The 12,937-nt window shown below is 63.5% G+C and carries 17 protein-coding genes; 8 read left to right on the forward strand and 9 right to left on the reverse strand.

Annotated features, from left to right (window positions below; genetic code table 11):
* Positions 1-71 precede the first annotated feature (71 nt).
* Positions 72-1,220, forward strand: a complete 1,149-nt coding sequence (locus tag BAUR9175_RS08385) for an acyl-CoA dehydrogenase family protein (RefSeq protein ID WP_101583489.1) — start codon at positions 72-74, stop codon at positions 1,218-1,220.
* A gap of 207 nt (positions 1,221-1,427) precedes the next feature.
* Here the strand turns inward: BAUR9175_RS08385 and BAUR9175_RS08390 are convergent, their stop codons facing one another.
* From BAUR9175_RS08390 to pyrE, 4 genes are all read right to left on the reverse strand, one after another.
* Positions 1,428-2,072 (reverse strand): TrmH family RNA methyltransferase, encoded by a 645-nt coding sequence (locus BAUR9175_RS08390; protein ID WP_009881821.1) that lies wholly within the window; start codon positions 2,070-2,072, stop codon positions 1,428-1,430.
* Positions 2,069-3,691: an ABC transporter permease gene (locus tag BAUR9175_RS08395; RefSeq protein WP_009881822.1), complete on the reverse strand. Its 1,623-nt coding sequence runs from the start codon at positions 3,689-3,691 to the stop codon at positions 2,069-2,071. The genes BAUR9175_RS08390 and BAUR9175_RS08395 overlap by 4 nt, the downstream gene beginning before the upstream one ends.
* Positions 3,691-4,572 carry an ABC transporter ATP-binding protein gene (locus tag BAUR9175_RS08400; protein WP_009881823.1) on the reverse strand — a complete coding sequence of 294 codons (882 nt, stop codon included), beginning with the start codon at positions 4,570-4,572 and terminating at the stop codon, positions 3,691-3,693. The genes BAUR9175_RS08395 and BAUR9175_RS08400 overlap by 1 nt, the downstream gene beginning before the upstream one ends.
* 167 nt (positions 4,573-4,739) lie before the next feature.
* Positions 4,740-5,306, reverse strand: a complete 567-nt coding sequence (gene pyrE, locus BAUR9175_RS08405; RefSeq protein ID WP_009881824.1) for an orotate phosphoribosyltransferase — start codon at positions 5,304-5,306, stop codon at positions 4,740-4,742.
* A 291-nt stretch (positions 5,307-5,597) separates the two neighbouring features.
* Here pyrE and BAUR9175_RS08410 point away from each other — a divergent pair, with 291 nt between their 5' ends.
* Positions 5,598-5,876, forward strand: coding sequence for a GlsB/YeaQ/YmgE family stress response membrane protein (locus BAUR9175_RS08410; RefSeq protein ID WP_009881825.1), 279 nt, complete (start codon positions 5,598-5,600; stop codon positions 5,874-5,876).
* A gap of 120 nt (positions 5,877-5,996) precedes the next feature.
* Here the strand turns inward: BAUR9175_RS08410 and BAUR9175_RS08415 are convergent, their stop codons facing one another.
* From BAUR9175_RS08415 to BAUR9175_RS08425, 3 genes are read right to left on the reverse strand one after another with little or no spacing between them, the layout of a single operon-like run.
* Complete coding sequence (locus BAUR9175_RS08415; RefSeq protein ID WP_009881826.1) at positions 5,997-6,404, reverse strand: hypothetical protein; 408 nt, start codon at positions 6,402-6,404, stop codon at positions 5,997-5,999.
* Complete coding sequence (locus BAUR9175_RS08420) at positions 6,397-6,891, reverse strand: Asp23/Gls24 family envelope stress response protein (RefSeq protein WP_009881827.1); 495 nt, start codon at positions 6,889-6,891, stop codon at positions 6,397-6,399. The genes BAUR9175_RS08415 and BAUR9175_RS08420 overlap by 8 nt, the downstream gene beginning before the upstream one ends.
* Positions 6,888-7,451, reverse strand: coding sequence for an RNA polymerase sigma factor (locus BAUR9175_RS08425; RefSeq protein WP_101583507.1), 564 nt, complete (start codon positions 7,449-7,451; stop codon positions 6,888-6,890). Before BAUR9175_RS08425 ends, BAUR9175_RS08420 begins: the two co-directional genes overlap by 4 nt.
* A gap of 164 nt (positions 7,452-7,615) precedes the next feature.
* On the opposite strand from BAUR9175_RS08425, the gene BAUR9175_RS08430 reads away from it, so the two are divergent.
* From BAUR9175_RS08430 to amaP, 5 genes are all read left to right on the forward strand, one after another.
* Positions 7,616-8,083 carry an Asp23/Gls24 family envelope stress response protein gene (locus BAUR9175_RS08430; protein WP_009881829.1) on the forward strand — a complete coding sequence of 156 codons (468 nt, stop codon included), beginning with the start codon at positions 7,616-7,618 and terminating at the stop codon, positions 8,081-8,083.
* A 105-nt stretch (positions 8,084-8,188) separates the two neighbouring features.
* The gene (locus tag BAUR9175_RS08435; RefSeq protein WP_009881830.1) at positions 8,189-8,371 is read left to right on the forward strand and encodes a hypothetical protein; all 183 of its coding nucleotides are present in this window, start codon (positions 8,189-8,191) and stop codon (positions 8,369-8,371) included.
* A gap of 4 nt (positions 8,372-8,375) precedes the next feature.
* A complete protein-coding gene (locus tag BAUR9175_RS08440) occupies positions 8,376-8,744 on the forward strand; it encodes an Asp23/Gls24 family envelope stress response protein (RefSeq protein WP_101583510.1) in 369 nt (122 codons plus the stop codon).
* Positions 8,741-9,310 carry a DUF6286 domain-containing protein gene (locus BAUR9175_RS08445; RefSeq protein ID WP_009881832.1) on the forward strand — a complete coding sequence of 190 codons (570 nt, stop codon included), beginning with the start codon at positions 8,741-8,743 and terminating at the stop codon, positions 9,308-9,310. The genes BAUR9175_RS08440 and BAUR9175_RS08445 overlap by 4 nt, the downstream gene beginning before the upstream one ends.
* The gene (amaP, locus tag BAUR9175_RS08450; protein WP_257944296.1) at positions 9,307-9,900 is read left to right on the forward strand and encodes an alkaline shock response membrane anchor protein AmaP; all 594 of its coding nucleotides are present in this window, start codon (positions 9,307-9,309) and stop codon (positions 9,898-9,900) included. Before BAUR9175_RS08445 ends, amaP begins: the two co-directional genes overlap by 4 nt.
* Before the next feature lie 295 nt (positions 9,901-10,195).
* Here amaP and BAUR9175_RS08455 read toward each other — a convergent pair whose 3' ends face one another.
* Together BAUR9175_RS08455 and BAUR9175_RS08460 are read right to left on the reverse strand one after the other, a co-directional pair.
* Entirely contained in the window at positions 10,196-10,969 is a 774-nt protein-coding gene (locus BAUR9175_RS08455; RefSeq protein WP_009881834.1) for an SDR family NAD(P)-dependent oxidoreductase, read from the reverse strand.
* A complete protein-coding gene (locus BAUR9175_RS08460; RefSeq protein ID WP_069601044.1) occupies positions 10,966-11,790 on the reverse strand; it encodes a thioesterase family protein in 825 nt (274 codons plus the stop codon). The genes BAUR9175_RS08455 and BAUR9175_RS08460 overlap by 4 nt, the downstream gene beginning before the upstream one ends.
* A gap of 135 nt (positions 11,791-11,925) precedes the next feature.
* Between BAUR9175_RS08460 and BAUR9175_RS08465 the strand changes: the two genes are divergently transcribed.
* The gene (locus BAUR9175_RS08465; RefSeq protein ID WP_029416604.1) at positions 11,926-12,717 is read left to right on the forward strand and encodes an exodeoxyribonuclease III; all 792 of its coding nucleotides are present in this window, start codon (positions 11,926-11,928) and stop codon (positions 12,715-12,717) included.
* Positions 12,718-12,937: the final 220 nt, after the last annotated feature.

The following is a 12,937-nucleotide window of genomic DNA, read 5'->3' on the forward strand; positions in this document are numbered from 1 at the left end:
GCGGCCCTGCGATCACTCGATCGCCTCGGCGCACCGGATCGACCTACAGGACACTTAAGAAGAGGACGACAATGGATCTAGAACTCAACGACATTCAGCAGGAACTTGCCAGCACGCTGAACAAGTACCTCCGCACCGAATACGACACCGCCACACGTGAAGCGATCCTTAAGAGCGAGGAGGGCTTCTCCCGCGACCAGTGGAACCAGTTCGCCGAGATGGGCCTGCTTGGTCTGGCGATCCCGGAGAACTACGGCGGAGCCGAAATGACCTTCGCCGAGGTGGCTGTGGTCCTCGAGGCATTCGGCCGAGCTCTCGTGCTCGAACCGTTCCTCGCCACCGCCGTGCTCGGAGCGAACGCGGTTCTCGCCGCCGGCAGCGAAGAGCAGAAGCAGGAGATCCTGCCCGCAGTGTGCGAGGGTCAGACCTTCCTTGCCTTCGCCGGGCTCGAACCCAACCAGCGCTACTCACTCACCACCCCCTCCACGACAGCTGCAGCCGCCGCGGATGGAGCGGTCACCCTCACCGGTGAGAAGAACAGCGTCCTCGGCGGCGATGTCGCCGATCACCTCATCGTCACCGCCGTGGAGAACGGCGATCTCGGCCTGTTCCTCGTTGCAGCCGATGCCGATGGCGTGAGCCGGGTTGCGCACCGTCAGGCCGATGGCCTTGGCAGCGCCAGCGTGAAGTTCGACAATGCCCCGGCGCAGCGTCTCAATGGCGCCGATGCTCACGAGGTCGTCGCCGAGCTTCTCGACACCGCCAACGCCGCGATCATGGCCGAGGCCGTGGGCGCGATGGAGGCCTCGCTGACGATGACCGCCGAGTACCTCAAGACTCGCGAGCAGTTCGGGGCCCCGATCGGCGCGAACCAGGCTCTGCAGCATCGTGCTGCCGACCTCTACGCCGAACTCGAGTACGCCCGCAGCATGGCTCTGTACTCGCGCCTCGCGGTCACCGCCGAGGAGACCGGATCCGAGAAGGACCGTCACCGTGATGTCATCGCCGCCAAGATCGTCATCGACGAATCTGCGCGTAACATCAGCCAGGAGCCGATCCAGATGCACGGCGGAATCGGCATGACGATGGAGTACCCCATCGGCCACTACGCCAAGCGACTCACCGTCATCTCGCGCACCTTCGACGATGCCGATTCGCTGACCGCCGAGCTCGCCGAGATCGGTGGCCTCATCGAGCCGCACGCCGCCGACCTCAACTGAGGTCAGGCAGCTGACGCTCTTCCGCTTCACGCACTCAGCCTGAAGCGGAAGAGCACCAACAGCGATCAGCTAGAGAAAACAGTGGACGTTTTGTGCTGATTCCATCCCTGGAATCAGCACAAAACGTCCACTGTTTTCGTTCCCCGCCGGTACGCCGGTCCGCCGTCGCGCGGGCCGGAGGCAGTCAGTCCGGAGGCCCGCAGCCCTTCAGTTCACCGGCTGGTCGTAGACGTGACGGCGGATCCAGGAGTGCATGGTGATCGCTGCCGCGGCCGCGGCGTTCATGGACCTCGTTGAACCGTACTGGGCGATTGACAGCACCGCAGTGCTCGCCTGATGTGCTTCCTCGCTCAGCCCAGGACCTTCCTGGCCGAACAGCAGGAGGCTGCGGCGTGGGAGGTCGTAGGTCTCCAGCGGCACGGAATCCGGGAAATTGTCGATCCCGATCAGCGGTACGTCATTGTCGGTGCACCACTGCAGAAGATCGTCGATGCTCGGGTGATGGATGATGTGCTGGTACCGGTCGGTGACCATCGCTCCACGCCGATTCCAGCGCCGTCTGCCCACGATGTGCACTGCGGCTGCGTTGAAGGCATTGGCCGTCCGGACGACCGAACCGATGTTGAGGTCGTGCTGCCAGTTCTCAACACCGACGTGGAATTCGTGCCGCGTGGCGTCGAGATCGGCCACGATCGCCTCAAGTTTCCAGTAGCGATACTTGTCGACGACATTGCGCCGATCGCCCTCAGCCAGAAGCTCGGGATCGAAGTGCTCAGACACAGGCCAGGGGCCGGTCCACGGACCGACCCCCACCTGTGGCGCGTTCGACTCCGACGCGCTGTCCTCAGTCACTTCTTGTCATCGGTTTCATCCGCCGAGGTGTCGGCGGAGTCCGAATCGACCACGTCGTCCGAGTCCGAATCCTTGGCAGCATCCTTCGAATCGGTCTCCTTCTTACCGGCTGCGCCGACGGAGACCTTCTGTGCACGCTTGCTCATCTTCACGGTCTTGCCGCCGCGTCCGCCGCCGGTGAGCACCGCGCGAACGTAGGCACTGCTGGCCAGGGAGTGGACGATGAGCGCCACCACTGCTGCGATGGCCGCAGCAACCAGGCCCTCCCACCATTCAGGTGGGCTTGCGAAGAAGCGTCCGGCGATTCCCAACGGCGAGGTGAACGGAGTCCACGACAGCACCTTGGCGACCATTCCGGAGGCTCCCATGATGACGGGAGCGATGAAGCCGGCCACGGTGACGACGCCGATGATCGAGACGAAGATCTTGCGTGCCGTGCTGCCAGCCACAGTCGATGCCCACAGGAGGAGCGCGTAGATGGTCCAGGCAGTGAACAGCAGGGTCAGTGCGAACCAGCCCAGCCCGGGCAGCATGGCGAATGCCAAGGAGGTCTTCCCCGTGATGGAGAGCCCGAGCTCTGCCACAACGATCGCGATCACCAGGTGCACAGCCGTCAGGGACAGCATGCCCGTGATCCGACCCGAGGCCGAGGCGCGAGGAGGGATCGTCGCCGCGATGATCTCGGTGATCCGGTTGCGCTTCTCCAGACGCAGGTTCTGATAGAGCGCGGTGCCGAGGGTGGCCACCACGAGAAGCGCGAACACTGCCATGCCCCACAGCAGCGGAGTTGCGATCTCTGCTCCGACTGCCGGCGCGTTCAGCAGTGTCGCTTCAGTCTTCGGCGCCAGCTTCTCCAGCAGTGCCTCGGGCTGTTCGTCCAAGGCGATGATCGTCGGCTGTGCCTGTCCGCTGGGGTCCTGGATGAAGGCCGCGTCGACCTTGCCCTCCTTGACCAGCTTCTCTGCAGCCTGAGCGTCCTTTGCGTCGGTGATCTTCACGCCCAGCTGCTGCTCGTACATGGCAGCCTGTTCGCCTACTCCGACCATGGCCATGGTCGGAGTACCCGACTTCGCGTCGGATCCGGCGACGACGCCGGAGATGATCGCAGCGAGGATACCTAGCACGATGACCGCGCCGGTGACCAGGAAGAACGGACTGCGCAGTGCGGTCGTGCTCTCTCGGTTCGACACCAGCCACGCGGCTTGGCGCTTGTTCACGTCGACGAACTCGGAGACCAATCCGGTCTCGGGGAGCTCGTCGGCGGAGGGCTTGTCCTCGGCAAGTTCGAACGGAACCTCGTCGAGACCGTCGTCGGCCGCCACTGCGTCAGCGTCGCTGGCATCAGCCGCATCGGTTGCGTCGGCAGCATCATCATCGGCAGTCGCAGCTGGCTTTGCGCCCTTGGCGTTCTTCGTCGACTTGCCGTTCCGAGCCGCTGAGGCCTTCTTGGCCGACTTCGCACCGGTGCCGGTGCTCTGTGTTGTGTCGCCATCGTTGTCGGTCACCGTGACGTCGTCGCCGACCGGAGTGCCCAGGTCATCGATGTTCTCGCCCGCAGTGCCCTTCGACACCTGTGGCTCTGGGGAGTCCCCGTCTTGGCCTTCGTCCTTGCCTGCCATCACAAAGCCTCCTTGTACTGCTCGGCCAATGTCGGGCGAACACTCTCGAAACTCTTCACACCATTCAGTGCTGCCACGGTCTGTGCGGCCGCACCTGCATCGGCGGCCCGGAAGCTGATGACGTTGTCGGCGGAATCGAGGATCGCAACGTCGCTGATGTCCGCGCGCTTCTCCAATGTCTTAGCAGCCGCCTCGGCGTCGGAGAGCTCCACCCGGTACTTCACATCCGAACGCAGCTCTGCCACGCTGCCGGACACGCTGGCCCGTCCCTGGCTGAGGACGATGACGTCGTCGGCATGGGCCTGCGCGGCCTCCCAATTGTCGGTAGCCAGGATGACCGGCACGCCTGAGGCTGCGTGGGCACGCAGCAGGGACATCACAAGTTCGGTTGACTCCGAGTCGAGTCCGGAGAAGGCGTCGTCGATGATGACGACATCGGGATCGGCGGCCAGGGTCGCTGCGATGTCGACGCGGGCGATCTCGGTGCCGCTGAGGTTCTTCAGCGGGGCATAGCCGCGATCGGCGAGCTCGAGACGCGAGAGCAGCGTCAGCGCATTGCGCTCCGCTGCTCCGAGCGTGATGCCGTGCAGACGCGCCAGGTAGACGATCTGATCGATCACGCGCATGTTCGGGTAGCCGCCGCGCTCGGCGGGCAGATATCCGAAGTTCTGACGATCGCCGAAGTCGAGCTCGAAGTCCTCGAGCTTGACCGTGCCCTCATCGGGCGAGATCAGCCCCATGATGACGCGAACCAGCTCGGTCCGACCGGCTGAACGGGATCCGACGATTGCGGTGATCCGGCCTGCCTGCGCGGTGAAACTCACCTCGTCGAGATAAGTTCGCTTTCCCTTGCGCAGGGAAACCTCTTTCAGTGTGAGCACGCGTCATCCTTACTTTTCCTGAAGCAGTACTGTGGGAGTGTCTCATCTATCGTGTTGAATGGACCACGATGTTTCAAACCAGGACCCCGATTTCGACAGAATTGCCAGTCGAGTCCCAGCTGGTGATCGACGGGTGAGACGGCGCCCGCGGAGTCCGAGGAAACGTCTCAGTCCAGACCAAGATCACTTGTCGTCAACGCCGTGAGATACGGAATGCCCGTCGCCTCGACCCGCTCCTTGGCTCCCGTGTCACGGTCCATGACCACAGCCACGGCCACCACCTCGGCGCCGGCCTCCCTGAGAGCCTCGACCGCGGTGAGCACAGAACCGCCCGTGGTCGAGGTGTCCTCGACCGCGACGACCCGCTTGCCTGTGACGTCGGGGCCCTCGACACGACGGGACATCCCGTGCTTCTTCGCCTCCTTGCGGACGACGAAGGAGTCCACCGGGGAGCCGCGGACGACGGACCGGTGCATGACGGCGGTGCCCACCGGGTCGGCGCCCATCGTCAGTCCGCCCACGGCATCGATCGTCTCAAGCAGGCCCTCGGCGGCCAGGAGGTCGAGCACCACATCGCCGATCAGCGGTGCGGAGCGATGGTCGAGGGTGACCCTGCGCAGATCCAGATAATAGTCGGCTTCCCTGCCAGATGAGAGTGTCACCTTGCCACGAACCACGGCGAGTTCGTCGATGAGGTCGAGCAGTTGTCGGCGGGTGTCTGCGCTATCGGTCATGCCCACAAGTCTAATCGGCCTGTGCCATTGCGCGGACCAGGGCCGTCACACACACCCAGCGCCCCCGTCGCCGAGGTGATCGTGAGCCCCAGCCGCCCTCGCCGAGGTGGTGATGGGGATCACAGCATACGAACAGAATTCGTCCGTGAGGTTTCCACCGAGCGAACGTCTGTACCAATGTCATAAAGAATCGGGCGAAGCGGTACGTTCCGCGAGAATCGGATCTACCATTGGAGACAGATTCACTCAGCAAGCCCGATCATCAGCCACTTCTGAAGGGATGTGAACCTCATGGGTTTCATCGCATACTTGATTCTCGGACTCATTGCCGGTGCCATTGCCAAGGCCATTCTGCCGGGCAAGCAGGGCGGCGGACTCATCGCCACACTCATCATCGGCGTCATCGGAGCCATGATCGGCGGCTGGCTCGGCGGCGCGATCTTCGGCGTCCAGATGGATGCCTTCTTCTCAATCTCGTCCTGGCTGTGCGCGATCGGCGGCTCGCTGATCGTCCTTCTCATCTGGGGCTTCATCACCAGCAAGATGGGCAAGAAGGACAAGGCCGCCTGATCACGGTCTGATCCTGGCGAGGGCCGGAATCCATCACTGGATTCCGGCCCTCGCCATATTCACCTTCAGTCCTGGCGGCTGCCCTTCAGTCGAGGGTAGCTGCCCATTCAGTCCTGGCAGCTACCCTCGGCTGACGACGCGCAGATCGATGTCGAGCCGTCCGCTGGCCTCCACTGCCCCGCGAGCGATATCGGCCTCGACGACGGAGAAGATCTCATCGACAACCTCGGCGACCGAACGGGTGCGGTCAAGATGGGCATCGATCCTCACCTTCACACCGTCGTTTCCGCGAGCCACGTCGACACCGACAGGCTCACCACCGACTCGCCGCAGCACTCTGGCTGTGGCTGTGGCGACCAGATCGCGCAGTCCCGGCGCCAGGCTTCTGACACCGGGAACCGAGGTCACCGACGTCGCCAGACGCTCCGACTCCGCGACCTCGCTGCGGACGCCTGAGCCGCTGCCGATACCAGAGCCATTGCCGCTGTTCACGAGGTTGAGGTCCTTCGCTTCGCCACGATCAGTCAACGTACACATCCTCAGCATTGATATCGATCCTGACAGCTGGAATCCCGAGTTCGGACAGAACCGCGGCGGACACGGCCCCGCGGATCGCCTCGGCGGTGGGGGCGAAGGAGATGCCGGCGCGCATAGCCAGTGTCAATGACACCGTCGCCGCGCTGCCTTCGGGTTCACCGGCGGGTTCGACGTCGACGCTGCGGGCACGGATACCGTCCACCGAGTCGACGGCTCTGCGCACAATTGAGCGCACCGCGGCAGTGGAGATCGAAAACGGGTGACCATGTTCGGTCTGCAGACGTGTCGAGGGCCCACGGTACAGATCGTCTCGGACCAGCTGGAGGATGCGCTCGCGCACCCCGGCAGTGTCCTCAGGTTCAGGTTCGAACGTGGCCATGTATTCGTCGATGACACCGCGAAGCTGAGCGTCTGATTCCCGCTGGAGATCATCGTTCGTCTGGTCAGGTTCAGCGCCGGAGCCGACATGTTCGTTCATGTCCATCCTTCCATCCCCTCCATGACGGCAGTTCGGGCCCGGTGGATGCGGCCTCGCACGCTGCCTTCGCTGATGCCCAGAGTCGCGGCCACCTCGGCGTAGCTGAGACCCTCCATCTGGTGGAGCACCCAGGCTACCCGCTGTTCTGACGAGAGCGTCTGGAGAACGCTTGAGAAATGCTGAAGAGCGGTGCGTGCCTCAACGGACTTCTCAACCGATGCACGCCCGTCCGGGTGGATGCTCATATCGTCGGGGTCCTGTGCATCCGAGGGCCTGGCCATCCGCCGCCGCAGCATGTCGGTGCACTTGTTCGATGCCAATCGGTAGATCCAGGTACCGAAGGCGGCGGGCTCACTCAGGGCGTTCAACGACTTCCACGCCTGCACCAGCGTGTCCTGCACGACGTCCTCGGCATCCTGCCGATCACCGAGAGTGCGCAGGCAGAATCGCAGCAGCTTCGTCTCATACCGGTCGACCAACGACTCGAAGGCATCGATATCACCTTCCCTCGCGCGCACGACCAGGGTGACGAGATCGAACCGATCATCGTGCCTTGTCATATCCACATCGTATGCGACCGTCGGTGCTATGAGCGCACATTCCGTGCCGGGGGAATGTCGAGTGCGAACTCGCTTGAGAACTTTTTCAGCACAGGTGCGTGAGGTTCTCTGACCTGCCGCGTCTGTACCAATGTCAGCGCAATCGAAACGTTAAGGAATCAGAAATGCCTGAAGTCAAGCAGTCCACCGTTTCCCAGCAGTCCACAACCGACGATTCGGTGCGCAGCCCCCTCGTCACCGACATGGGCAACACCACGATCGCCGAGAACGTCGTCGCCAAGCTCTCCGGCATCGCTGCACGTGAGGTCCCCGGCGTCTACAGCATGGGCACCGCCGCACGCCGCGCCTTCGACACCCTCACCGACCGCATCCCCGGCTCGCAGACCAACGTCTCCGGCGGAGTCTCCGTCGAGAAGGGTGAGAAGCAGACCGCGATCGACCTCACCATCGTCGTCGAGTACGGAACGTCGATCGTCGACGTCGCCGAGGCGATCCGCCGCAACGTCATCCGTGCCGTCGAACAGGGCACCGGACTCCAGGTCGTCGAGGTCAACATCGAGGTCACCGACGTCCACCTCCCCGGTGATGAGGACGATCAGCAGAGCTCCAACGACACCGTCGAACTCAACTGATCTGCCCCCTACACACCAGTTTGCATACTCACCACACGAACGCAGCCTTTCCCGCGGCCGATCTCAGGCCCGGGAACGACTCGCCGCCTCGGCGGAAGGAATGACATGTCGAAAACACTCATCGGACTGCTCGTCGGATTGACGCTGGGCATCGTCGCGTACTTCGGAGGATTCCTGGCATTCCTCATCGTCGCCATCTGCGGCGGGCTCGGCCTCGTCGTCGGCCTGGTCCTCGACGGACGACTCGACCTCAGCGCACTGAGTTCACGTTCAACAACGCGGAGGTGACAGCGTGGCTTCATCACGTGGCGACCTCACGATCGCGGACCGGGTCATCGAGAATACAGCCTCCCAGATCCTCAAAGGTCTGCCCGGAATCGGCGGGACGAAATCGGGTCTGTTCGGACTCGGTTCGAGCGCCGATCTCGATTCCCGGCCCAGTGTTGACGTGACCCTCTCGGGTCGAAGCTGCACCCTCGAAGTCGAACTCGGACTGCAGTACCCATCCCCCATCACCGAGGCGACCGAATCGGTCCGTCGTCGCCTCAGCACCGATGTCGAAGCCCTCACCGGAGTCACCGTCCATCAGGTCGACATCTCCGTGAAATGGCTCAAGCCCAATGCATCAGGATCCGGAAAGACAGTGAGGAATCTGCAATGAGCGCACGACTGTTTCGGGCACGCCCGGCACGCGTGGTGCCCGCCGTCATCCTCGCCATCCTGATCCTGGTCATCGCCGTGGCCCTCGGCTGGGCGGCCATTGCCGCCATCGCCTCTGCAGGTTCCGGAAGCTCCGCGCTCTCGGACGGAGTCCCAGGACTGTCGAGCCTCGGCGAGATGACCTGGGGATCCGCGGCCATCATCGCCGCCTGTGTCGTCATTGCGCTGCTGGGCCTGATCTTCCTCATCATCGGAATCTCGCCCGGAGCCAAGCGCGTCATCGGCTACCGCATGCAGACCCCGGAGCACATCGAGCGCTTCGAAGTGGTGCTGCCGACCTCGGCGCTGTCCGGCCTGGCGGCCGCGGCAGCGGACTCCGTCGACGGAGTCTCGAGCGTGCGCGCCGCATCCAATGCCTCGTCGACGAACGTCACCTTCTCCACCCCCGTGCGTGACAACGACGAGATCCGCCGCGATGTCGATGCCGCAGTCACCCAGCGCTTCGACTCGATCGCCTTCGACCGCACACCCACCGTCAAGGTCCGAGCACACAGGAGGCAGGCATGAGACGTATGGCAGCAGGTGCCAACCGCACCGGACTCATCATCGTCGGACTGTTCCTCCTGGTGGCCGGACTCGCTGTGCTTGCGATCAGCTTCGGCCTGGCAGCAGCCGTGGCCCCCGGCTTGACGCCGGACGCAGCACTGCAGCCTGTCGCCGCCGTATTCGCATTGCCGTTCTCCGCGGTCATTGCACTGGTTGTCGCCCTCATTCTGGCGATCATCGGCATCCGTTGGCTCGCTGCGCAGGTCCCGCGGAAGGATTCCGCCAAGCCTCTGCGCATGCAGGAAGATGCTCGCAGCGGTGTGACCACAGTGACGGCGAACGTCGTGGCCGCCGCCGTGGAAGATGACCTCGAAGCCACCCCCGAGGTCGTGGACGCACAGGCCATCCTGCGCGGAACTGCGCGACGCCCTGAGCTCGTCCTCCACCTCGATGTCGACGAACGCGCCGACATCGATTCAGTCATCGCCGACGTCGCAGATCGCGTGACCCGCAACGCCAGTCAGGCACTCGGCGTCCCGCTGTCCGCAGTCGGCGTCGAGGTCGCCATCGCCAGGTCACGGCAGAGGAAGCAGCGCAGTGTTCAGCTGTGAATGACAAAGACCCCGGGGCGCGTAATCGCGACATCCCGGGGTCCTCGCAGCACTCCCCTCGAGTACCCGGACGCATCCCCATACGTCCGTTGTGTCCACCCGATCCCCACCGGGCGAACACCATTATTGGATCACACATCGATCCTACTTGTAAAGATTGTTCCGCCCTGCCTAAGCCGCAAGGGCGCCTTTCGGCGACCCTGAACACCTGATAGAACCCCAGGTCACAGGCCTCGCTGAAAATAATTCAAGACTCAACTTCATTCGGCGGGTCGCAACTGTCACTGCCGCGAACTCAGTGATCGTCTCGTCTGCTGAGAGAGAATCCCGTCGACCCCCAGCGCACCAGGGAACGCGGAACGAAGCGGGCGATTCGAGCCGCCAGCGCGTAGCTCACCCCGGGGACCGAGACCACCTTGCCGCGCCTGGCATCGCGCAGGGACGCGGTGACGACCTGCTGCACACTCAGCCAGATCCAACCCGGCCCGGGCCGGTCGACGCCGAGTCGTTCATGGAATCTGGTCCGAATGAATCCAGGCAGGACGACGGTGACCGTCACCGGGGTACCTCGCAGTTCGCCGGCGAGTGCTTCAGTGAAGACCAGAGTCGACATCTTCGATGCCGCATACTGCCCCATGGTCGTCAGTGCCGCCATGGACGAGACGTTGATCAGACCGCCGCGACCACGTTCGCGCATCTGCTTGACCGCGGCCAGCGAAAGCTCGCGCACGGCGCCGGTGAGCACCATGTCCTGGTCCTCAAGCTCGGCCGCATCCGAGTCGAGCAGACCCTGCTTGAGTCCGTATCCGGCGTTGTTGATGAGCAGATCGATCCGTGAGGTCTCAACCACAGTCCGGACCATGTCGATGCCGGATCGGGTGGACAGATCGGCCACGACAACCTCGGCGTGGGTGCCGTGTTCGGTTTCGATGCTCGTCGCCAGCTCCCGCAGGCGCGTCTCATCGCGGGCCACGAGCACGAGGTCATAGTGATCGGCGGCGAGACTGAGGGCGTAACCACGCCCCAGCCCTGAGCTGGCGCCGGTGACGAGAGCGCGCGGCCTCGTCACTTCGCGCCCTGGCCCACCCGCACTGTCAGCGACTGTGCCGCGGTGCCGATCGGCCCCTTGACATCGCTGAGGACGCTCGTGGTCTCGCCGATCCCGGTGGGGCCGAACGCCACCTTCGTCTCGAAGCCGACCCAGCCTGGTTCGGGGACTCGGGTGAGGTGGATGGTGAGGTCGACATTGGGGAAGAACGTCGTCTTCGGATCTTCTCTCACGGCCAGCCCGTTGGCTGTATCGACGAGCTTCACGAAGGCCGCGGTCGCGGGGTCGTCCTCACCGTCGACGAGGGGAAAGGGGGACCGAATCCAGGAACGAGCGAATCCGGGGCGGACGTCGGCGAACTGACCACCGTCCAACGAGGCGATGAAGCCTCCGCCCCAGCGGCCGGTGAACGGTATGGCAGGAGCTTCTTCGGGCTCTGGCAGAGCCTGCCATTCGTCGCCGACGACGCTGGTGGTGTCGCTGGGCAGCAGGCGCCAGACTCTGGCGTGGACGCTCGTGCGCTCACCATGGCGCATGCTCGCCTCGATGAGTTCGATGGTCCGACCGGGCCTGATGACGTTGACGTCGATTGTGAATTCGCCGGAATGGATGACGCCGAGGATGTCGAAATTGATCCGAGAGACCAACTTGTCCGAGGGCAGTCGGCGTTCGATCTCTGCCAGCACCAGTCCTGCGGCTGGGGCCAGATGCTGTTCGCCCGGCTGCCAGGCGCCCTGACTGTGCAGCGTCGAGATGAAGGTCTCCGGCCCCGTGCGCACATAGTAGGAGTCGGGGCAGGCGGCACCATCGTGGCCGAGGTGTTCGTTGAGTGCTTCAGGCATGACCCCAGATTATCGGTAGCCAACCGGCGCCGAGGTGATGGGGCCACGGGGTGCGCCTGCTGACTCCTCCTGGTGACCGGCTTCCTTCTGCCTGTTGAGCTTGGGCCTGCGGTCGGGACCGCCTATGGTGGGAGAGTGAGAATCGCGAGCTGGAATGTGAACTCGATCCGCGCCCGACATGACAGAATCGGCGCCTGGCTGGATCGCTCCGACGTCGACGTCCTGGCCATCCAGGAACTCAAGTGCAAGGACGAACAGTTCCCGGAGGACCTGTTCACCTCCCGTGGCTATGAAGTGAGCTTCCACGGCCTCAATCAGTGGAATGGTGTGGCCATCGCCTCCCGAGTCGGACTCGAGGACCCCGAGATCGGATTCACCGACATTCCCTCATTCGGCGAAGAGCCCGTGGTCGAGGCCCGTGCACTCTCAGCCACCTGCGGCGGAGTCAGAGTGTATTCGCTCTACGTTCCCAATGGTCGTGAACTCGACCACCCGCACTACACCTATAAGCTCGAATGGTATCGGGCCCTGACTGCCGATATCTCTGCACAGTTGAGTGAAACACCTGATAAGAAGCTCGTCCTCTGTGGCGACTTCAATGTCGCACCCTTGGATGAGGACGTCTGGGACATGGCGGAGTTCGACGGACTCACCCATGTGTCCGAGCCCGAGCGCGATGCCTTCAACTCCCTCCTCGGCGCCGGGCTCACCGAGGTCACCAGGCAGTTCACACCAGGCCCAGGCGTCTACACCTTCTGGGACTACCAGAGGCTGGCATTCCCGAAGAAGAAGGGCATGCGCATCGACTTCGAGCTCGCCTCACCGTCCTTGGCTGAGAAGGCCACCGGTGCCGAGATCGACCGCGAGGAGCGCAAGGGCAAGGGCGCGTCGGATCACGCTCCTGTCATCGTCGACTACGAGGTGTGAGCAGTACCCGACGAAAACCTCACGTCTTGAGCCTGCTTCGGCACTCCCCCACGCCGCTACAGATCAATATTGACGAAACACCACTTCACAAGTGATCCTAAGAACAACGTGCCGCTGCTCACTCCCCGATAATGCGCAACGGCATCGTTGAACACAGATTGAGTGAAGTTGAACGCAGACAAACGCAGACTTAGTGAAAATCACATAGCTGCCACATTGT

The sequence above is a fragment of the Brevibacterium aurantiacum genome, from assembly GCF_900169065.1.
Taxonomy (GTDB): Bacteria; Actinomycetota; Actinomycetes; order Actinomycetales; family Brevibacteriaceae; genus Brevibacterium; species Brevibacterium aurantiacum.